This is a genomic window from Stutzerimonas sp. KH-1 (genome assembly GCF_054483855.1).
This window is the reverse complement of the sequence record NZ_CM137011.1, coordinates 1,357,838-1,379,210: the sequence shown is the minus strand read 5'-3', so window position 1 is coordinate 1,379,210 and position 21,373 is coordinate 1,357,838. Positions and strand designations below refer to the sequence as shown.

Here is a 21,373-nt window from a genome sequence, read left to right as displayed (position 1 = left end):
GTCCTACCAGGGTCACTCGCGCTGACATCCGGATGGCGGCAAATCACGCTGAAGCCCAGGCCAGACGGTACTCAGCGCATTCGAGGCGAGCCGACAGGCGTTGGCGCAACCCCCACAGCAGGCGGTCCTCGACTTAACTTCGCGAGCCATTTCCAGTAGACTCAGCCCGCCGTTTTTGGCGCCACATTCCATACGAAGCTGTTTTCAAAGCGTCACGAGCACAGTTGAACCGGCTGCGTGCCGGATGCGCAGAATTGCCTTTCTCCTGCCCATCCGGCGTCGCCCGCCCGGCGTAAAACTTTGAAAACAGCTTCCGGATGCGCGTCCCGAAACACCCAAGGGACCAATGATGAGGGTAAAAACTGTGCTTGAAGCCTATCGCAAACACGTAGAAGAGCGTGCCGCCCAGGGCGTCGTGCCCCAGCCGCTGAACGCCGAGCAAACCGCAGGCCTGGTCGAGCTGCTGAAGAACCCGCCGGCCGGCGAAGAAGAATTCCTCGTTGACCTGATCACCAACCGCGTCCCTGCTGGCGTCGACGAAGCCGCCTACGTCAAGGCCGGTTTCCTGTCCGCCCTGGCCAAAGGTGAAACCTCCTCGCCGCTGCTGAGCAAGCAGCGCGCCGTCGAGCTGCTGGGCACCATGCAGGGCGGCTATAACATCGCCACCCTGGTCGAGCTGCTGGATAACGCCGAGCTGGGCGCTGTCGCCGCCGAGCAGCTGAAGCACACCCTGCTGATGTTCGACGCCTTCCACGATGTGGCCGAGAAAGCCAAAGCCGGCAACGAGCACGCCAAGGCCGTCATGCAGTCCTGGGCCGAAGGCGAGTGGTTCACCAACCGCCCGGCAGTTGCCGAAAAAGTCACCCTGTCCGTGTTCAAGGTCACTGGCGAAACCAACACCGACGACCTGTCGCCTGCTCCGGACGCCTGGTCGCGCCCTGACATCCCACTGCACGCCCTGGCCATGCTGAAAATGGCCCGTGATGGCATCAACCCGGACGTGCCGGGCTCGGTTGGCCCGATCAAGCAGATGGAAGAACTAAAAGCCAAGGGCTTCCCGGTTGCATACGTCGGCGATGTGGTCGGTACCGGTTCTTCGCGCAAGTCGGCCACCAACTCCGTGCTGTGGTTCTTCGGTGATGACATTCCGAACGTACCGAACAAGCGCGCCGGTGGCTTCTGCTTCGGCACCAAGATCGCTCCGATCTTCTACAACACCATGGAAGATGCCGGCGCCCTGCCGATCGAGTTCGATTGCAGCAACCTCGCCATGGGCGACGTGATCGACGTCTATCCGTACGCTGGCAAGGTTTGCAAGCACGGCACCGATGAAGTCATCACCACTTTCGAGCTGAAAACCGACGTACTGCTGGACGAAGTCCGTGCTGGCGGTCGTATCCCGCTGATCATCGGTCGCGGCCTGACCGAGAAGGCCCGCGCCGAGCTGGGTCTGGCTCCGTCCACCCTGTTCAAGAAGCCGGAAGCGCCGGCTGACAGCGGCAAAGGCTTCACCCTCGCACAGAAGATGGTCGGTCGCGCCTGTGGCCTGCCGGAAGGCAAGGGCGTACGTCCGGGCACCTACTGTGAGCCGAAGATGACCACCGTCGGTTCCCAGGACACCACCGGCCCGATGACCCGCGACGAGCTGAAGGACCTGGCTTGCCTGGGCTTCTCCGCCGACCTGGTCATGCAGTCATTCTGCCATACCGCTGCGTATCCGAAGCCGATCGACGTCAACACCCATCACACCCTGCCGGACTTCATCATGAACCGCAGCGGCGTGTCGCTGCGTCCGGGCGACGGCATCATTCACAGCTGGCTGAACCGCATGCTGCTGCCGGATACCGTTGGTACCGGTGGTGACTCGCACACCCGTTTCCCGATCGGTATCTCCTTCCCGGCCGGTTCCGGCCTGGTCGCCTTCGCTGCCGCCACTGGCGTCATGCCGCTGGACATGCCGGAATCCGTACTGGTGCGCTTCAAGGGTCAGATGCAGCCTGGCATCACCCTGCGTGACCTGGTCCATGCCATCCCCTACTACGCCATCCAGCAGGGCCTGCTGACTGTCGAGAAGAAGGGCAAGAAGAACATATTCTCCGGCCGCATCCTCGAGATCGAAGGCCTGAACCAGCTGACCGTCGAGCAAGCGTTCGAACTGTCCGACGCCTCCGCAGAGCGTTCGGCTGCCGGTTGCACCATCAAGCTGCCGGAAGAGTCGATCGCCGAGTACCTAAAGTCGAACATCACCATGCTGCGCTGGATGATCAGCGAAGGCTATGGCGATGCCCGCACCCTCGAGCGCCGTGCCCAGGCGATGGAAGCCTGGCTGGCCGATCCGAAGCTGCTGGAAGCCGACAAGGACGCCGAATACGCAGCTGTGATCGAGATCGACCTGTCCGAAGTGAAAGAGCCCGTGCTCTGCGCACCGAACGACCCGGACGATGCCCGCCTGCTGTCCACCGTTGCTGGCGAGAAGATCGATGAAGTCTTCATCGGCTCCTGCATGACCAACATCGGCCACTTCCGCGCTGCCGGCAAGCTGCTCGACAAGGTCAAGGGTGGTATTCCGACCCGTCTGTGGCTGGCTCCGCCGACCAAAATGGACGCTCACCAGCTGACCGAAGAAGGCTACTACGGCATCTACGGCAAGGCTGGCGCGCGTATGGAAATGCCGGGCTGCTCCCTGTGCATGGGTAACCAGGCTCGCGTTCAGACCGGTTCGACCGTCGTCTCCACTTCGACCCGTAACTTCCCGAACCGCCTCGGCGACGCCACCAATGTATACCTGGCCTCGGCCGAACTGGCAGCGGTAGCCTCCATCATCGGCAAGCTGCCGACTGTTGCGGAGTACATGGAGTACGCGAAGAACATCGACAGCATGGCTGCCGACATCTATCGCTACCTTTCCTTCGACCAGATCGCCGAGTTCCGTGAGGCTGCGGAAAAGGCCAAGATCAAGGTCGTCGAAGTCTGATGACGCTGTAATGCAATAAAAAACCCCGCTTCGGCGGGGTTTTTTATGCCCACGGATTTCTTCGCCCGGCTGATGTTTATCCGGTCAGCCATTTGTATACGGCAGCATCGCAACCGCCAGCCGCGGCCCGAAGCGCAGCGCAGCGACGGCACTTTTGCTACAGACAAAGAAAAGCCCGGACTATGCCGGGCTTTTCGAGCTTGAAGGCTTCAGCCCAGCATTACTGAACCTGAGCTTCTACCTCGGCCTCAACACGACGGTTGATCTGACGACCTTCCTCGGTGGAGTTATCAGCAACTGGACGGGATTCGCCATAACCGACGGAGTTCACACGACCGCCTTCAACGCCATACTCGTTGACCAGAACGTTGCGTACTGCTTCAGCACGACGCTCGGACAAGCGCTGGTTGTACTGGTCGGTGCCAACGGAGTCGGTGTGACCTTCGACCACGGTGGTGGTTTGCGGGTACTGCTGCATGAAATCAGCGAGGTTCTTGATGTCGCTGTAGCTTTCTTCGCGGACGCGCGACTTGTCGAAGTCGAACTTGACGTCCAGCTCGACGCGTACGACTTCCGGAGCCGGTTCCGGCTCGGTGTCAACGATCGGAGCCGGGGCCGGTTCCGGAGTCGGCTCAACGGCAGCAACCTGACGGGCACCGCCACCGAAGTTCAGACCGACACCAACGCCAGCCATCCACTCGGCTTCATCAGCATCGATGTTGTACATGCCATCAACGCTGGCCTTGGCAAAGAAGTTCTCGGTGAAGTAGTACTTCAGGCCGGTGCCCACGTTGGCAAAGGTGCTGTGGTCACGACCACTGCGGGCGGCCTGGCCAATGCTCTGATGAGCAACGCCAGCGGAGACGTACGGACGCAGACCAACGCCCGGAGCGCCAAAATGATAGGCAGCATCGAGGGAAGTCAGGCTGCCCTTGATGTTCTTGTGACTACCATCGGCGCCCGGCTCCTTAGAGGTCAGGTCATGGTATTCGCCGTAGGAGAGACCCAACGAAACATCGTCGGTAAGAAAATAGCTGACGCCAGCGCCATACAATTCGCCATCACGCTGAACGTCGCGCGAGCTGTCAGTGAAATAGTGCTTACCGAACGCCTCCACCTCTACGGCACCCTGTCCTTGAGCCAGCGCGCCGAGAGAAGTCGCGGCGACTATCGAACCGATAACGACGCCTAAGGTGTTTTTAAGTTTCATCCGTAAATCCCCATCTGGTGGTTAGTATCAGAACAATCTAAGGAACCCGGTTGCATGTATGCCCAAGCTGTTCGCTACGGGTAAGACAAGTTTTAGGGGCTAAGTTTCACTTTGATCAGAAAATTTTTCCCGCAGCTTGTCCAGTGCGCGCTTGTAACGCATCTTCGTCGCGCTAAGCCCCATGTGCATGATATCGGCGATTTCCTGAAACTCGAGTTCAGCAACAAAACGCAACACCAATATCTCCCGATCGATCGGGTTTACATGCACCAACCAACGATCCAGACCCGCCTTCTCTTCGAGTTTAGGCGCCTTCTCATCGGATGCTTCTTCCAGCGGATCGAGGCTAAGCGCATCGAGCAGGCGCCGTTTGCGGCGCTCTTTACGATATTGCGTAATGCATTCGTTGTAAGTGATGCTATAGAGCCATGTTTTGAACTTCGACTTACCTTCGAAGTTCTTCAACCCATATAACACCTTGAGCATAACTTCCTGGCACACGTCATCGGCATCCCGCTCGTTCCCCAAGTAACGCGCACAAACATTGAACAACGTGCGCTGATAGCGACGCATCAACTCTTCATACGCTCGGGTTATATGAAACAGTTCGACGTGAGCATGCCGCACCAGCTCTTCATCGCTGAGCTGGCGTGGATCGTAGCGCGAAATGGACGTTGGGGTTTTAGTCAAGACGCTTCGAGCCGGCAGTCAAAATCTCGGCCGCCAATCATGGAAACCGGAAAAAAGGCGACGTACTTTACCAGATACTCAGGGCTAGCGGCTGCCGACTCGCTGTTCGAGTAGCACTTTGTTCGCCACGGACATCAGCTCGCCGTCATCGGTAAGCAATAAGGTTTTCACCGTACCGATTTCCTCGATCTGGCCTTCCATGTCAGGCAGCCGTACCTTTTGGCCCACTTCGTAGAGTTCACGCACATAGATTCCAGCCAGGATCTGACTTACCAGCTCACGACTACCGAGACCAAGGGCCAGCGCAACCGCGAGGCCGACCGTGATCAGTACGATGGCAATCACATAATTGAGCAGCTCGGTCTTGACCTCGAGCTGCCCAATCGCCACGGAAATGCTGATGATTATCACCAGGCCCTGCGCCATTCGCGCCAAACCGTTCGCGTAATCAAGGCCGACACCCTCGGCGGCGCCTCGAACCAGACCGCTCAACAGCTGCGCCAGCAGGACACCAGCGAGCAGAACCAACGCAGCGCCGAAGACCTTCGGCACATAGAGCGCAAGCATGTCGAGGGTTGCCGAAACGCGCTCCAGCCCCAGCGATTCGGCGGCCGAGACCAGGAAGATCAGCAGCACGAACCAATACACCACCTTACCGATCAACGCCGAGACCGGAATGCGTATGCCCGCTCGGCCCAACAGTTTGGTAAGCCCGGTTCCGGCCATCAGCCGATCCAATCCGACCTTGGCCAGCACTTTGGATAACAAGGTATCGAGCAGCTTGGCTACCACGAAGCCGAGCAATACGACGACCACGGCGCCGAACAGACGGGGAATAAAGGCCGCTACAGATGCCCAAAGCGAGCTCATCGCCGACAGCAGACTTTGGGTCCAGGGATCGAATTCCATGATCAATCAGCCTTATCGAAAGAACGGTTGGAAGCAGCCCGGCGGGAAACCGGTGCGAGATGTCGCGAGCCGCTATTGACGGCCATCAGCAATGCTTCGAGCCAGTGCCCTACCAGAGCAAACAGGTCGCCAGCACCCACCTGCCGGTTGGCCGTTTTCAGCACTCGCCCCAGGCAGGCGTCGTCATCGTGCACGGAGGGCTTGTTGAGCAGATCTCGCAGGGATTCTTCAAAGGGATCGCGCATGCAAACCTCGCTAAAGTATGTGGCCTAGACGGTCTATGGCCGGTCGGGAGTCACATTCAGAGCCAGCGGAGGCGCCGTAGCATCCACCATTGCAGCAAGGCGATACTGCCTATCAGCGCGCAGGCTACGGCGAACCCGTACGGGAAGTCGGCACCAGGTATGCCCCCGACGTTGATTCCGAGCAGTCCGGTGAGAAAACTGAGCGGCAGAAAAAAGCCCGTAATGATAGCAAGCAGATACATGGTTCGGTTCATCCGCTCGCTCAGCCTGCGGTGTTCCGATTCCAGCACCAGATTGATCCGCTCCCGGACCATTTCGAGCTCTTCGAGGTAACGGGTCAAGCGGTTGCTGAGCTCGTTCCAATACTCGGTATCGTCCTCGACGAACCAGCTCAGTCCGTTGCGCGTCAGCTGTCCGTAGAGCTCCCGCTGGGGCAGCAGGAACCGGCGCAGGCCGGCCGCCTGCCGACGCAAGGAGAGCATCGAATCGTGCTCGGGGGTGTAGCGCTCGTTCGCCTCAAGCGCTTCTTCTTCCTTATCGATCCGCTCGGAGAGCTGCATGACGAGATCATCGACGCGATCGGTCATCGCCTCAGCGAGATAGATCAGCAGTTCAGACGCGGTTTTCGGCCCTTTTCCCTCCGACAGCAGCTGTATGACCACCTCCGTAGAACGCAATGGTCGCAGCCGAAGAGAAATGACCCGTTGCCGGTCGGCGAACACGCGCACCGACACCATGTCTTCCGGCTCTGCATCGGGGTTCAGATTGACGCCACGCAGGAAGAGCAGCAGCCCCTCCTGTGGCAAGGCCAGCATGCGAGGCCGCGTATTTTCTTCCAGCAGAACATCGCAGGCAAACGCACTGAGTCCGCTCTGCCTGCGCAACCACTGCTGCGCCTGGGGCTGGCTGCGATCCCAGTGCAACCAGAGGCTTTCATGCCCCTTCAGTTGCAAGGTAGGCAGGTCCTGATAGCCGATCTGTCGGGCACCGCCGCTGCCATCCAGAACAAACGCGTGGATCAGGCCGTTTTGCTCACTGTGAAATTCCCGCATCGATGTATCGTCGTCACTCATGAAAAGCCCGGCGTCGCCGGGCTCGGAACAAATGGCGGGTATGTCCCGCCAGTGCAGCGGATTACTCCGGCATGGACAGCGGCTCCGGCGACACAATGATGCCGTTATTGTCGGCATAAACGTATTCGCCCGGGCGGAATGTCACGCCGCAGAAAGTCACTGGAACGTTGAGATCGCCGATACCACGCTTGTCAGTCTTCATCGGGTGGCTGGCCAGCGCCTGCACGCCCAGTTCAGTCTGCGCGAGAACATCGACGTCGCGCACACAGCCGTAGATGATCAGGCCTTCCCAGCCGTTGCGTGCCGCTTTCTCGGCAAGCATGTCACCCAGCAGGGCGCGACGCAGTGAGCCGCCGCCGTCGACAACCATCACCTTGCCAGTACCATCGACATCAACCTGATCCTTGACCAGTGAGTTGTCCTCGAAGCACTTGACGGTCACGATCTCTCCGCCGAAGGAGTCGCGGCCACCGAAATTGCTGAACAGCGGTTCGACGACCTGCACCAGGTCAGGATAGGCGTCGCACAGATCAGGCGTGACGTATTGCATGGAAAGCTCCTTCTGCTAGGGATAACGACCTTTGAACCATCTGGCGCGACATATTAGCCGCAAGCGGCCAGTGGCGGAACGGACAGGGATTTTCGGCGCAAATGAAAACGGGGCTGACGCCCCGTTTTCGATCTACCGCAACGGTCAGATCTGGCGATCAGCCAGGAAGAACCAGGTATCCAGCACGGAATCCGGATTCAACGACACGCTTTCGATGCCCTGCTCCATCAGCCACTTGGCCAGATCCGGATGATCCGACGGGCCCTGACCGCAGATACCGATGTACTTGCCGGCCTTGTTGCACGCCTGGATGGCGTTGGCGAGCAGCTTCTTCACCGCCGGATTACGCTCGTCGAACAAATGGGCGATGATGCCGGAGTCGCGATCCAGGCCCAGGGTCAGCTGGGTCATGTCGTTGGAGCCGATTGAGAAGCCATCGAAGAATTCGAGGAACTCATCGGCCAGCAAGGCGTTGGAGGGCAGTTCGCACATCATGATGACCCGCAGGCCGTTCTCGCCACGCTTGAGGCCGTATTTAGCCAACAGATCGACCACCTGCGAGGCTTCGCCCAGGGTGCGCACGAACGGCACCATCAGCTCGACGTTGGTCAGGCCCATGACGTCGCGGACCTTCTTCATCGCACGGCATTCGAGTTCGAAGCAGTCACGGAACGAGTCGCTGATATAGCGCGAGGCTCCGCGGAAGCCGAGCATCGGGTTCTCTTCTTCCGGCTCGTACAGCTTGCCGCCGATGAGGTTGGCGTACTCGTTCGACTTGAAGTCCGACAGACGCACGATGACCTTCTTCGGCCAGAACGCAGCGGCCAGGGTGCTGACGCCCTCGACCAGTTTCTCGACATAGAAGTTGACCGGATCGTCGTAGCCGGCGATGCGCTTCTCCACGCTGCTCTTCACATCTGCAGGCAGACCGTCGAAGTTCAGCAGCGCCTTGGGATGCACGCCGATCATGCGGTTGATGATGAACTCGAGACGCGCCAGGCCAACGCCTTCATTCGGCAGGTGGGCGAAGTCGAAGGCGCGGTCCGGGTTGCCGACGTTCATCATGATCTTGAACGGCAGTTCCGGCATGGCATCGATGGAGTTCTGGCGGATGTCGAAACCCAGCTCGCCATCGAAGATCAGGCCGGTATCGCCTTCGGCGCAGGAAACCGTGACGCGCTGGCCGTCCTTGAGAACTTCGGTGGCATTGCCGCAGCCGACGACGGCGGGAATACCCAGCTCACGGGCGATGATCGCAGCATGGCAGGTGCGCCCGCCGCGGTTGGTAACGATCGCGCTGGCGCGCTTCATCACCGGCTCCCAGTCCGGGTCGGTCATGTCGGAGACCAGCACGTCGCCAGGCTGGACCTTGTCCATTTCGGTCACGTCGTGGATGACCTTGACCGGCCCCGCACCGATGCGCTGGCCAATGGCACGGCCTTCCACCAGCACGGTGCCCTTTTCCTTCAGCAGGTAGCGCTCCATCACGTTGGCACTGCTGCGGCTCTTCACGGTTTCCGGACGGGCCTGGACGATGTACAGCTTGCCATCGTCACCGTCCTTGGCCCATTCGATGTCCATCGGGCGGCCGTAGTGCTTCTCGATGATCATCGCCTGCTTGGCGAGGTTGGTGACTTCCTCGTCGGTCAGGCAGAAGCGCGCGCGGTCGGCGGCATCGACGTCGACAGTCTTGACCGACTTACCGGCCTTGGCTTCGTCGCCATAGACCATCTTGATCGCCTTGCTGCCCAGGTTGCGGCGCAGGATAGCCGGGCGACCCGCTTCCAGCGTCTGCTTGTGGACGTAGAACTCGTCCGGGTTGACCGCGCCCTGCACGACGGTTTCGCCGAGGCCGTAGGCGCCGGTGATGAACACCACATCACGGAAGCCGGACTCGGTGTCGAGGGTAAACATCACGCCGGCGGTGCCGGTTTCCGAGCGGACCATGCGCTGCACACCGGCAGACAGGGCGACCAGCTTGTGATCGAAACCCTGGTGCACGCGGTAGGCGATGGCACGGTCGTTAAACAGCGAGGCGAACACTTCCTTGGCAGCGCGGATCACGTTGTCCACGCCGCGGATGTTGAGGAAGGTTTCCTGCTGGCCGGCGAAGGAGGCATCCGGCAGGTCTTCAGCAGTAGCCGAGGAGCGGACCGCAACGGCCATGTTGTCGTTGCCGCCGGACATTTCGGCGAAGGCCTTGCGAATGTCGGCGTCGAGCTGCGGCGGGAACTCGGCGTCCATGACCCACTGGCGGATCTGCGCGCCGGCCTTGGCCAGGGCGTTGACGTCATCCACATCGAGGGCATCGAGCAGTGCGTGGATCTGATCGTTCAGACCGCTGAGCTCGAGGAAGTCGCGATAGGCCTGGGCCGTCGTGGCGAAACCGCCCGGTACGGAAACGCCGGCACCGGCGAGGTTGCTGATCATCTCGCCCAGGGAGGCGTTCTTGCCCCCTACACGCTCAACGTCATGATTGCCGAGCTTATCGAGGGAAACTACGTACTCTACCAAGGTGATCTCTCCACATTAGTGTTGGAAACTCAACCGGAGCCGGGCCGCACGACTGTGGCCCGACCCTGCAAAATAAGTAACAATGCCCGCCAACCGGGCTCGGCGAAGGGCCTACTATAGCTGGGAACCGTTCTCGACTTAAGGCCCAAGGCACATGAAACGAACTGCTTTCTTCATTTCGGACGGCACAGGCATCACCGCGGAAACCCTGGGCCAGAGTCTTCTGGCGCAGTTCGAGAACATCACTTTCACCAAACTGACGCGCCCGTATATCGACACCGCGGAAAAAGCGCGGGTCATGGTACAGCAAATCAATAATGCCGCGGAAAAGGACGGTGGCCGGCCGATCATCTTCGACACGCTGGTTAACCAGGAAATCCGTGACATTCTCGCCGAATCCAATGGCTTCATGATCGATATCTTCTCTTCGTTCCTTGCTCCGCTGGAACATGAACTGATGTCACGTTCCTCCTATTCCGTGGGCAAATCCCACTCGATCAGCCACAACACCAACTACATGGAGCGTATCGAGGCGGTCAACTTCGCCCTCGACAACGACGACGGTGCGCGCACCCGCTACTACGACAAGGCGGACCTGATCCTGGTTGGCGTGTCGCGCTGCGGCAAGACGCCAACCTGCCTGTACATGGCGATGCAGTACGGCATCCGCGCTGCCAACTACCCCTTGACCGAGGACGACATGGAGCGCCTACAGTTGCCGAGCGCCCTCAAGGACTACAAGGACAAACTGTTCGGCTTGACCATCGACCCGGATCGTCTGGCCGCCATTCGCCACGAGCGCAAGCCCAACAGCCGTTATGCCAGCTTCGCTCAGTGCGAATTCGAAGTCCGCGAGGTGGAAAGTCTGTTCCGCCGCGAGAACATCAACTACATCAACTCGACCCATTTCTCCGTCGAGGAAATCTCGGCAAAGATCCTTGTGGAGAAAGGCGTCGAGCGTCGACTCAAATAAGCGCCGCTTCGCTAGACAACAAAAAGTCCGCTTGGTGCGGACTTTTTGCGTTTTTCAACCGGAAGAATTTGCTTTCCGGCGGCTGAAGCGCATCAGAAAGCGTCGCCTGGCACACGTACCCAGCCTTCCATCAGCACGCGCGCGCTGCGGCTCATGATGGCTTTGGTCACGGTCCACTGGCCGTCTATCTGCTTCGCCTCGGCACCGACGCGCAACGTGCCGGACGGATGCCCGAAGCGCACGGCCTGACGCTCACCACCACCCGCGGCGAGATTGACCAGCGTACCGGGCACTGCCGCTGCGGTGCCGATGGCCACCGCACAGGTGCCCATCATGGCGTGGTGCAGCTTGCCCATGGACAGTGCGCGGACGAGCAGATCGACCTCGCCCGCCTCAATGTTCTTGCCGGACGACGCGCGATAGCTTTTAGGCCGGGAAACGAACGCAACCTTCGGCGTGTGCTGGCGGGTCAACGCCTCCTCCGCGGTCTTGATCAAACCCATCCGCAGCGCACCGGCCACACGAATCGACTCCAGACGAGCCAAAGCATCCGGATTGCCGTTGATGTCCTCGCGCAGCTCGGTGCCCTGATAGCCGATATCCTCGGCATTGACGAATACTGTCGGGATGCCCGCACTGATCATGGTCGCCTTGAGCGTGCCGATACCGGGCACCTCCAGGTCGTCGACCAGGTTGCCGGTAGGAAACATCGAGCCGCCCTCCTCGCCATCATCGGACGGATCGAGGAATTCCAGCACGATTTCCGCAGCCGGAAAGGTCACACCGTCCAGCTCGAAGTCGCCGGTTTCCTGCACCTGGCCGTCGGTGACCGGTACGTGGGCGATGATGGTCTTGCCGATATTGGCCTGCCAGATCCGCACCACACAGGTTCCGTTCTGCGGAATGCGCTCGGCATCCACCAGGCCGGCATGTAGGGCAAAGGCGCCGGCGCCAGTGGAAAGGTTGCCGCAGTTGCCGCTCCAGTCGACGAAGGGCTTGTCGATCGACACCTGACCATAGAGGTAGTCGACGTCGTGATCCGGCCGACTGCTCTTTGAAAGGATGACGCATTTGCTGGTACTGGATGTGGCGCCACCCATGCCGTCGATATGCGCCGAATACGGGTCAGGGCTGCCGATCACGCGCATGAACAGCTTGTCGCGCGCAGCGCCCGGCACCTGGCAGCTCTCCGGCAGGTCCTGTAGGCGGAAGAACACGCCTTTGCTGGTGCCGCCACGCATGTAGGTCGCGGGAATCTTGATCTGAGGCTGACGAGCCATGAGTGACTCCTGGCTAAAAAATGAATGGGCCGTAGGGTGGATCGCGCTTCACCGATCCACCGCCAGATTTGGTGCGGTGGATGGAAATACGCCATCCACCCTACGTGGTCGAACGGTCACGCCTGTCCGAGGAAGTCCTTGGCGAAACGCTGCAGCACGCCACCGGCCTGGTAGACGCTGACCTCGGCCGCGGTATCGAGACGGCAGGTGACCGGCACACGGGTTTCCTCACCGTTCTTACGATGCACGACCAGGGTCAGATCGCAACGCGGCGACAGCTCGCCCTCGATGTCGTAGGTCTCAGTGCCGTCGAGGCCGAGGGTCAGGCGTGTGGTGCCCGGCTTGAACTCGACAGGCAGCACGCCCATGCCCACCAGGTTGGTGCGGTGGATACGCTCGAAGCCTTCGGCGACGATCACTTCCACGCCGGCCAGACGCACACCCTTGGCCGCCCAGTCACGCGAGCTGCCCTGGCCGTAGTCGGCACCGGCGACGATGATCAGGTTCTGCTTGCGGTTCATGTAGGTTTCGATGGCTTCCCACATGCGCATCACCTTGCCTTCCGGCTCGACGCGCGCGAGCGAACCCTTCTGCACCTTGCCGTCCACGACCGCCATCTCGTTGACCAGCTGCGGGTTGGCGAACGTCGCCCGTTGCGCGGTCAGGTGGTCGCCGCGGTGGGTGGCGTAGGAATTGAAGTCCTCCTCCGGCAGGCCCATCTTCGCCAGGTACTCGCCGGCGGCCGAATCCAGCAGGATCGCGTTGGATGGCGACAGGTGATCGGTCGTGATGTTGTCCGGTAGGATCGCCAGCGGACGCATGCCCTTGAGCGTGCGCTCGCCAGCCAACGCGCCTTCCCAGTACGGCGGACGACGGATGTAGGTGGACATCGGACGCCAGTCGTACAGCGGACTCTTGGCTTCCTCGATGCTGCCCAGGTCGAACATCGGGATGTAGACCTGCTTGAACTGCTCCGGCTTGACCGAGGCGGCGACGATGGCGTCGATCTCCTCGTCGGATGGCCACAGGTCCTTCAGGGTAACCGGGTTGCCGTTCTTGTCGGTGCCCAGCACGTCCTGCTCGATATCGAAGCGCACGGTACCAGCGATGGCGTAAGCCACCACCAGCGGCGGCGAGGCCAGGAAGGCCTGCTTGGCGTACGGGTGGATGCGGCCGTCGAAGTTGCGGTTGCCGGACAGTACCGCGGTGGCGTACAGGTCACGGTCGATGATCTCTTGCTGGATCTTCGGATCCAGTGCGCCGGACATGCCGTTACAGGTGGTGCAGGCATAGGCGACGATGCCGAAGCCGAGCTTCTCCAGTTCCGGCAGCAGGCCCGCCTCTTCCAGGTACAGCTTGGCCACCTTTGAACCCGGCGCGAAGGATGTCTTCACCCAGGGCTTGCGCACCAGGCCAAGCTCGTTGGCCTTCTTCGCCAGCAGGCCGGCGGCGACCACGTTGCGCGGATTGGAGGTGTTGGTGCAGCTGGTGATGGCGGCGATGATCACAGCGCCATCCGGCAACCGGCCTTCGGCTTCCTCGGCGCGGGCCGCGGCCAGCTTGGCCTCGTCGGCGATGCCGCGCTCGTGCAGGGCCGAAGTCGGCAGGCGCTTGTGCGGGTTGCTCGGACCGGCCATGTTGCGCACCACGCTGGACAGGTCGAACTCGAGCACGCGCTCGTACTCGGCGCCTTCCAGGGCAGTCGCCCACAGACCGGTTTCCTTGGCGTATTGCTCGACCAGCGCAACCTGCTCCGGCTCGCGACCGGTCAGCTTGAGGTAATCGATGGTCTGTTGGTCGATGTAGAACATCGAAGCGGTGGCGCCATACTCCGGGCACATGTTGGAGATGGTCGCGCGATCGCCGATGGTCAGACTGTCGGCGCCTTCGCCGAAGAACTCGACCCAGGCTCCGACCACCCGTTCCTTGCGCAGGAACTCGGTCAGCGCGAGGACGATATCGGTCGCGGTGATACCCGGTTGGCGCTTGCCAGTCAGGCGCACACCGACGATGTCGGGCAGACGCATCATCGAGGGCAGGCCGAGCATCACGGTTTCGGCTTCCAGGCCGCCAACACCGATGGCGATCACGCCCAGCGCATCGACGTGCGGCGTATGCGAGTCGGTGCCTACGCAGGTGTCCGGGAAGGCCACGCCGCCACGGGCCTGGATCACCGGGGACATTTTCTCCAGGTTGATCTGGTGCATGATGCCGTTGCCGGCCGGGATCACGTCGACGTTCTTGAACGCGGTCTTGGTCCACTCGATAAAGTGGAAGCGATCCTCGTTGCGACGTTCCTCGACGGCGCGGTTCTTCTCGAAGGCATCCGGATCGAAACCGGCATATTCCACCGCCAGCGAGTGGTCGACGATCAGCTGCGTCGGCACCACCGGGTTGACCTTGGCCGGATCCCCGCCCTGCTCCGCGATCGCATCACGCAGGCCGGCGAGATCGACCAGCGCAGTCTGGCCAAGGATGTCGTGGCAGACGACGCGAGCCGGATACCAGGGAAAGTCGAGGTCGCGCTTGCGCTCGATGATCTGCTTCAGCGAATCGGTCAGCGCTTCGGGCTCACAACGGCGCACCAGCTGTTCGGCCAGCACGCGGGAGGTATAGGGCAGTTTGTCGTAGGCGCCCGGCTGAATCGCTTCGATCGCCTCGCGGGTGTCGAAGTAGTCAAGCCCGGTGCCTGGCAAAGGTTTGCGGTGTTCTGTATTCATGCCGGAAGAACTCAATTCAATAATGTTCCGAGGGGCCAGGCCTGAGGAGCCCGCACAGCGGGCTCCCCGTTCCGATCAGCGCTGAGCGATCGGTACGACCTTGCGCTGTTCCGGACCGATGTATTCGGCGCTCGGCCGAATGATCCGGTTGTTGCTGCGTTGTTCGAACACATGGGACGCCCAGCCGGTTACGCGCGAGCAGACGAAGATCGGCGTGAACAGCTTGGTGGGAATGCCCATGAAGTGATAGGCGGAGGCATGGTAGAAGTCGGCGTTGGGGAAGAGCTTCTTCTGCTCCCACATGGTTTCGTCGACCGCGACCGATACCGGGTAGAGCACGGTGTCGCCCACTTCGTCGGCGAGCTTCTTGGCCCAGACCTTGATGACTTCGTTGCGCGGGTCGGAGACGCTGTAGATCGCGTGGCCGAAGCCCATGATCTTGTCCTTGCGCTCGAGCATGCCGAGGATGGCTTCACGCGCCTCTTCCGGGCTCTTCCACTGCTCGATCATGTCCATCGCCGCTTCGTTGGCGCCACCATGCAGCGGGCCGCGCAGCGAACCGATGGCACCGGTCACGCAGGAATAGAGGTCGGAAAGAGTCGATGCGCAAACCCGCGCGGTGAAGGTCGAGGCGTTGAATTCGTGCTCGGCATAGAGGATCAGCGAGACGTTCATCACCTTGACGTGCAGATCGCTCGGCTTCTTGTCGTGCAGCAGCGCGAGGAAATGACCGCCCAGGGTGTCTTCGTCGCTGGTGCAGTTGATGCGCACGCCGTCGTGGGTGAAGCGGTACCAGTAGCACATGATGGCCGGGAAGGCCGCCATCAGGCGCTCGGCCACGTCGCGCTGCTGGTCGAAGCTGAGTTCCGGTTCAAGTGTACCGAGCACCGACGAGCCGGTGCGCATCACATCCATCGGATGCGCGCTGGCCGGAATGCGCTCGAGCACTTCCTTCAGTGCCTGCGGCAGGTCACGCATGGTCTTCAGGCGATTCTTGTAATCAGCCAGCTGCTGAGCGTTCGGCAGCTCACCGTAGAACAGCAGGTAGGCGACTTCCTCGAAATCGCATTCGGCGGCCAGGTCGCGGACGTCATAGCCACGATAGGTAAGCCCGGCGCCGGTCTTGCCGACGGTGCACAGGGCAGTCTGTCCGGCGATCTGTCCGCGCAGACCCGCACCGCTCAATACTTTTGCTTCAGCCATTGCTATCTCCTTATTGGATTTGTTCTGGATACCGCAAATCACGTTGAAAAATGGATCGCAAAGCGCCCGCTGGCAAATCGGTCGGGCGCTACTCGTCAGCTCTTCTTCTGGGCGAACAGCGCGTCAAGGTGTTGTTCGAACGCGTGATAGTTGATGCGATCGTAGAGCTCCATGCGGGTCTGCATGGTGTCGATCACGTTCGCCTGAGTACCATCACGGCGCAGCGCGGTGTAAACGTTCTCGGCAGCCTTGTTCATGGCGCGGAACGCCGACAACGGATATAGCACCAGCGACACGTCGACGCTGGCCAGCTGCTCGGTGGTGTACAGCGGCGTGGCACCGAACTCGGTGATGTTGGCCAGGATCGGCGCCTTCACCCGCTCGGCAAAGACCTTGTACATGTCCAGCTCGGTGATCGCCTCGGGGAAGATCATGTCGGCGCCGGCCTCGATGCAGGCGGCAGCACGATCCAGCGCCGAGTTCAGCCCTTCCACCGCCAGCGCATCGGTACGCGCCATGATCACGAAGCTGTCGTCGGTGCGCGCGTCCACCGCCGCCTTGATGCGGTCGACCATCTCCTGCTGCGAGACGATCTCCTTGTTCGGACGATGGCCGCAGCGCTTGGCGCCGACCTGATCCTCGATGTGGATCGCCGCCGCGCCGAACTTGATCATCGACTTGACGGTGCGGGCCACGTTGAAGGCCGAGGAGCCGAAGCCGGTGTCGACATCCACCAGCAGCGGCAGGTCGCAGACGTCGGTGATCCGGCGTACGTCGGTCAGCACATCGTCGAGTCCGGTAATGCCAAGGTCAGGCAGCCCCAGCGAGCCGGCCGCGACGCCGCCGCCGGACAGATAGATCGCCTTGAAGCCGGCACGCTTGGCCAGCAACGCATGGTTGGCGTTGATCGCACCGACCACCTGCAGGGGATGTTCGCTGGCGACCGCATCGCGGAATCGCTGACCGGGGGTTGGGAGTGTCATGCCTCACCTCTTGGTTGTGGTGTTTGCTCAAGAGCGCCCTTGAAGTGGCGCTCGACATTGCGCTTGGAAGCGGCGATATGGCGGCGCATCAGCAGTTCCGCCAACTCACCATCGCGCTCGGCGATGGCGTCGAGAATCCGGTGGTGTTCGGCGAAGGCCTGATGCGGCCGGTTCGGCGTCGTTGAGAACTGGATGCGGTACATGCGCACGAGCTGGTAGAGCTCGTCGCACAGCAGTTTGGCCAGCGTGCGGTTGCCGCTGCCCTGGATGATCCGGTAGTGGAAATCGAAGTCGCCTTCCTGCTGGTAGTAGCCGACACCAGCTTGAAATGCTTCGTCGCGCTCGTGGGTGCGCAGTACCCGGCGCAGATCGTCGATCTCCGCCTCGCTCATGCGCTCGGCGGCGAGGCGGCAGGCCATGCCCTCGAGTGACTCGCGAATTTCATAGAGTTCGATCAGCTCGGCGTGGCTCAGCGAAACCACCCGTGCGCCCACATGCGGCACACGAATCAACAGCTTCTGCCCTTCAAGCCGATGAATCGCTTCGCGCAGCGGTCCGCGGCTGATGCCGTAGGTGCGCGCCAGTTCCGGCTCGGAAATCTTGCTTCCCGGAGCGATCTCACCCTTGACGATGGCAGCCTGAATCAGGCGAAACACGTGCTCGGCAAGCGTGCCACTGTCTATCTGTTGCGCTGCCGGGGCGACTTCAACGGTATCCAACATGATTGTCGACAATCTCCAACTCGGTCCGGCGAAATTACGCCTGACGAAACCCACAGTCAACAAGCAAGCCCGATAGATTGTCGACACCTTTACTAAAGTCGTAACCATGAAGGCGTCGCTTCGAGTCCTCGCTCACCGTTGTCCTGTGTTGAAAGCGCCATGCTAGAATGCCAGCCTTTCGCGCCCAGCCCGCTCGCTCGCCACCGCTACCAGACGCGCCAGGCCGTACGTCATTTCCGTTTCGTCCCTTCCCTTAGATATCAGGTCCATGAGAGTAAAAGTTTTATTTCTGCTGCTCTGCATCTCGATCCTGCCCACAGCCACCCAGGCTGCCGACAACACCATCTATGGCCTCAACGAATACGTGGGCCTGCCCGACTTCGGCCTCGAGGTGGAAGCCAAACTCGATACCGGCGCCCAGACCGCCTCGCTCAGCGCCCGGGATATCGAGCGGTTCAAGCGCAACGGCAAATCCTGGGTACGTTTCTACCTGGCTCTAGACGACGCCCACGCGCACCCGATCGAGCGGCCGCTGGCACGAATCAGCAAGATCAAGCGTCGGGCTGGCGACTACGATCCTGAAGAGGAAAAAACCTATACGGCGCGCCCCGTTATCGAGCTCGATCTGTGCATGGGCAAGGCCAAACGCACGATCGAAGTGAACCTCACGGACCGTACCGCTTTCCAATACCCACTTTTGATCGGTTCCGACGCGCTCACCCGCTTCGGCGCCCTGGTCGACCCGAGTCGCACCTTTATTGCCGGCAAACCCGGTTGCCTCAACGAATCTGACGCTGACGAGTAATACCCATGCGCGCTCTCACTCTGCATCTGAAAGTCCTGATCTTCCTGCTCGTCGCACTGGGAGTTTCGATCACCGCCTACCAGATCTTCGTACTGGGCATCCCGGTTACCGAAGATGAAACCGACGACCTGTGGAACATCGACGCGAAGATCGAATTCCAGGCCAGCCCCCGCGAGCCGGTGAAGCTGCAGATGTTCGTGCCGCCGCTGAATCAGGAGTTCGTCAGCCTCAACGAAAGCTTCATCTCCAACAACTACGGCGTCAGCATCAACCGGGCCGACGGCAACCGCCGCGTCACCTGGTCCGCGCGCCGTGCCAGCGGCAACCAGACGCTCTACTACCGTCTTGTGCTCACCAAGCGCTACAGCGGCGAGCAGACCAAGGCGACCGGCCCGATCTTCCGCGACAGCATCCCTGTAGAGGGTCCGGAAAAGATTGCTGCCGAAGCTCTGCTCTCACCGATCCGCCAGCACTCGGCGGACGTCGAGACGTTCATCAGCGAAGCCATCAAGCGTGTCAACAATCCCAACGATGACAACGTCAAGCTGCTGCTCGGCGGCGATGCCTCGATCGCCAACAAGGCCAGCGTCATCGAGTTGCTGCTGTCGATCGCCCATGTCCCGATGGAGCGCGTCCATACCGTCCGACTGAACGCCGACCAGCCGCAGACGCCCGAGCTCTGGCTGCGCAGCTTCAACGGTGACAAGTGGCTGTACTTCAATCCGGGGACCGGCGAGCAGGGCCTGCCGGCAGACCGCCTGGTCTGGTGGACCGGTGACGAGCCGCTGATCAATCTGGAAGGCGGACGCAACCCACAGGTGACCTTCACGCTCAACAACAGCGAAATGAACGCCATCCGCCTGGCCAAGCTGACCGACGAGAATACCGACGCCGACTTCCTCGAGTACTCGCTGTACGGCCTGCCGCTGCAAACCCAGCAGACCTACCAGATCATGATCATGATCCCGATCGGCGTACTCGTGATCCTGATCCTGCGCAACCTCGGCGGCCTGCAGACCCTCGGCACCTTCACCCCGGTGCTGATCGCCCTGGCCTTCCGCGAAACCCAGATCGGCTTCGGCATCATCCTCTTCACCCTGATCACCGCACTGGGCCTGTCGCTGCGTTCGTATCTGGAGCACCTCAAGCTGCAGATGCTGCCGCGCCTGTCGGTGGTGTTGACCTTCGTCGTGGTGCTGATCGCGGTAATCAGCCTCCTGAGCCACAAGCTCGGCCTCGAACGCGGGCTATCGGTATCGCTGTTCCCGATGGTGATCCTGACCATGACCATCGAACGCCTGTCCATCACCTGGGAAGAGCGCGGCGGCGGCCACGCCTTCAAAGTGGCGGTCGGCACGCTGATCGCCGCGAGCCTGGCGTTCATGCTGATGAACATCCAGGCGCTGACCTATTTCATCTTCACCTTCCCGGCGGTGCTGTTGATCATGGTGGGCTTCATGCTGGCGATGGGTCGCTACCGCGGCTACCGCCTGACCGAGCTGTTCCGCTTCAAAGCCTTTCTGAAGGATTGAGCCATGTTCGGTCTGATCAAGACGTGGAAGGCCCTGGAAGCCAAGGGCATCATGGGCATCAACCGCCGCAATGCGGACTACGTGCTCAAGTACAACAAGCGCAGCCTGTACCCGATCGTCGATGACAAGATCATCACCAAGCAGCGCGCCATCGAGGCCGGCATTCATGTGCCGGAGATGTACGGCATCATCGAGACCGAAAAGGACATCGACAAGCTCAAGGACATCGTCAAGGACCACACCGATTTCGTCGTCAAGCCGGCCCAGGGCGCTGGCGGCGATGGCATCCTGGTGATCGCCGACCGCTTCGAGGGCCGCTACAAGACCGTCTCGGGCAAGATCATGACCCATGAGGAGATCGAGCATCAGATCTCCAACATTCTCACCGGACTCTATTCGTTGGGCGGTCATCGTGACCGTGCACTGATCGAATACCGCGTCACACCGGACCCGATCTTCAAGAGCATCAGCTACGAGGGTGTGCCGGACATCCGCATCATCGTGCTGATGGGTTACCCGGTAATGGCCATGCTGCGCCTGCCGACTCGTCAATCTGGTGGGAAGGCCAACCTCCACCAGGGCGCGATCGGCGTCGGCGTCGACCTCGCTACCGGCATCACCCTGCGTGGCACCTGGCTGAACAACAAGATCACCAAGCACCCGGATACCACCAATGCGGTGGATGGCGTGCAGCTGCCCAACTGGGATGGCTTCATGAAGCTGGCTGCCGGCTGCTACGAGCTCTGCGGCCTGGGCTACATCGGTGTCGACATGGTGCTCGACCAGGACAAGGGTCCGCTGATCCTCGAGCTGAACGCGCGTCCGGGGCTGAACATCCAGATCGCCAACGACTGCGGCCTGACCCACCGCGCCCATGCGGTGGAAAATCGCCTGGAAGAGCTCAAGGCGAAAGGCATTCAGGAAACCGTCGAGGAGCGGGTGAAGTTCTCCCAGGAGCTCTTCGGCCACGTTCCGCCGCACGACTGACCC

At 61.0% G+C, this 21,373-nt stretch carries 17 protein-coding genes; 5 read left to right on the top strand and 12 right to left on the bottom strand.

Annotated features, from left to right (window positions below):
* Window positions 1–364: 364 nt before the first annotated feature.
* Entirely contained in the window at window positions 365–2,974 is a 2,610-nt protein-coding gene (gene acnB, locus ACX1DW_RS06640) for a bifunctional aconitate hydratase 2/2-methylisocitrate dehydratase (RefSeq protein ID WP_208218638.1), read from the top strand.
* Window positions 2,975–3,194: 220 nt separating this feature from the next.
* On the opposite strand, the gene ACX1DW_RS06635 is transcribed toward acnB, so the two are convergent.
* The 7 genes from ACX1DW_RS06635 to ppsA all read right to left on the bottom strand — a co-directional run bounded on the left by ACX1DW_RS06635 (window position 3,195) and on the right by ppsA (window position 10,165).
* Complete coding sequence (locus ACX1DW_RS06635) at window positions 3,195–4,184, bottom strand: OmpA family protein (RefSeq protein WP_156245887.1); 990 nt, start codon at window positions 4,182–4,184, stop codon at window positions 3,195–3,197.
* 99 nt (window positions 4,185–4,283) lie between these two features.
* Window positions 4,284–4,874 carry an RNA polymerase sigma factor SigX gene (gene sigX, locus ACX1DW_RS06630; RefSeq protein ID WP_063543062.1) on the bottom strand — a complete coding sequence of 197 codons (591 nt, stop codon included), beginning with the start codon at window positions 4,872–4,874 and terminating at the stop codon, window positions 4,284–4,286.
* Between the two features lie 84 nt (window positions 4,875–4,958).
* Window positions 4,959–5,783: a mechanosensitive ion channel family protein gene (locus tag ACX1DW_RS06625; protein WP_063543064.1), complete on the bottom strand. Its 825-nt coding sequence runs from the start codon at window positions 5,781–5,783 to the stop codon at window positions 4,959–4,961.
* Window positions 5,784–5,785: 2 nt separating this feature from the next.
* Window positions 5,786–6,028: a CrfX protein gene (locus ACX1DW_RS06620; protein ID WP_102841155.1), complete on the bottom strand. Its 243-nt coding sequence runs from the start codon at window positions 6,026–6,028 to the stop codon at window positions 5,786–5,788.
* A 56-nt stretch (window positions 6,029–6,084) separates the two neighbouring features.
* A complete protein-coding gene (locus ACX1DW_RS06615) occupies window positions 6,085–7,080 on the bottom strand; it encodes a zinc transporter ZntB (RefSeq protein WP_458993390.1) in 996 nt (331 codons plus the stop codon).
* Window positions 7,081–7,162: 82 nt separating this feature from the next.
* Window positions 7,163–7,651 (bottom strand): ribonuclease E activity regulator RraA, encoded by a 489-nt coding sequence (gene rraA / locus ACX1DW_RS06610; protein ID WP_063543070.1) that lies wholly within the window; start codon window positions 7,649–7,651, stop codon window positions 7,163–7,165.
* Window positions 7,652–7,795: 144 nt separating this feature from the next.
* Window positions 7,796–10,165, bottom strand: coding sequence for a phosphoenolpyruvate synthase (gene ppsA, locus ACX1DW_RS06605; protein ID WP_102841158.1), 2,370 nt, complete (start codon window positions 10,163–10,165; stop codon window positions 7,796–7,798).
* Between the two features lie 154 nt (window positions 10,166–10,319).
* On the opposite strand from ppsA, the gene ppsR reads away from it, so the two are divergent.
* Complete coding sequence (ppsR, locus tag ACX1DW_RS06600; RefSeq protein WP_125886153.1) at window positions 10,320–11,138, top strand: posphoenolpyruvate synthetase regulatory kinase/phosphorylase PpsR; 819 nt, start codon at window positions 10,320–10,322, stop codon at window positions 11,136–11,138.
* A 92-nt stretch (window positions 11,139–11,230) separates the two neighbouring features.
* Here the strand turns inward: ppsR and prpF are convergent, their stop codons facing one another.
* From prpF to ACX1DW_RS06575, 5 genes are all read right to left on the bottom strand, one after another.
* The gene (gene prpF, locus ACX1DW_RS06595; RefSeq protein WP_458993052.1) at window positions 11,231–12,418 is read right to left on the bottom strand and encodes a 2-methylaconitate cis-trans isomerase PrpF; all 1,188 of its coding nucleotides are present in this window, start codon (window positions 12,416–12,418) and stop codon (window positions 11,231–11,233) included.
* 116 nt (window positions 12,419–12,534) lie between these two features.
* Window positions 12,535–15,138, bottom strand: a complete 2,604-nt coding sequence (gene acnD, locus ACX1DW_RS06590) for a Fe/S-dependent 2-methylisocitrate dehydratase AcnD (RefSeq protein WP_270053765.1) — start codon at window positions 15,136–15,138, stop codon at window positions 12,535–12,537.
* 75 nt (window positions 15,139–15,213) lie between these two features.
* On the bottom strand, window positions 15,214–16,341 hold the full coding sequence (gene prpC, locus ACX1DW_RS06585) for a bifunctional 2-methylcitrate synthase/citrate synthase (protein WP_063543076.1): 1,128 nt from the start codon (window positions 16,339–16,341) through the stop codon (window positions 15,214–15,216).
* Window positions 16,342–16,436: 95 nt separating this feature from the next.
* Window positions 16,437–17,324, bottom strand: coding sequence for a methylisocitrate lyase (gene prpB / locus ACX1DW_RS06580; protein WP_458993051.1), 888 nt, complete (start codon window positions 17,322–17,324; stop codon window positions 16,437–16,439).
* Complete coding sequence (locus tag ACX1DW_RS06575) at window positions 17,321–18,046, bottom strand: GntR family transcriptional regulator (protein WP_125868907.1); 726 nt, start codon at window positions 18,044–18,046, stop codon at window positions 17,321–17,323. The genes prpB and ACX1DW_RS06575 overlap by 4 nt, the downstream gene beginning before the upstream one ends.
* Before the next feature lie 268 nt (window positions 18,047–18,314).
* Between ACX1DW_RS06575 and rloA the strand changes: the two genes are divergently transcribed.
* The 3 genes from rloA to ACX1DW_RS06560 are packed head-to-tail and all read left to right on the top strand — an operon-like array spanning window position 18,315 to window position 21,370.
* The gene (gene rloA / locus ACX1DW_RS06570; protein WP_063543082.1) at window positions 18,315–18,851 is read left to right on the top strand and encodes a retropepsin-like aspartic peptidase RloA; all 537 of its coding nucleotides are present in this window, start codon (window positions 18,315–18,317) and stop codon (window positions 18,849–18,851) included.
* A 5-nt stretch (window positions 18,852–18,856) separates the two neighbouring features.
* Window positions 18,857–20,383: an osmotic stress tolerance membrane protein RloB gene (gene rloB, locus ACX1DW_RS06565; RefSeq protein WP_458993050.1), complete on the top strand. Its 1,527-nt coding sequence runs from the start codon at window positions 18,857–18,859 to the stop codon at window positions 20,381–20,383.
* A gap of 3 nt (window positions 20,384–20,386) precedes the next feature.
* Window positions 20,387–21,370, top strand: coding sequence for an alpha-L-glutamate ligase-like protein (locus ACX1DW_RS06560; RefSeq protein ID WP_102841161.1), 984 nt, complete (start codon window positions 20,387–20,389; stop codon window positions 21,368–21,370).
* Window positions 21,371–21,373 lie beyond the last annotated feature (3 nt).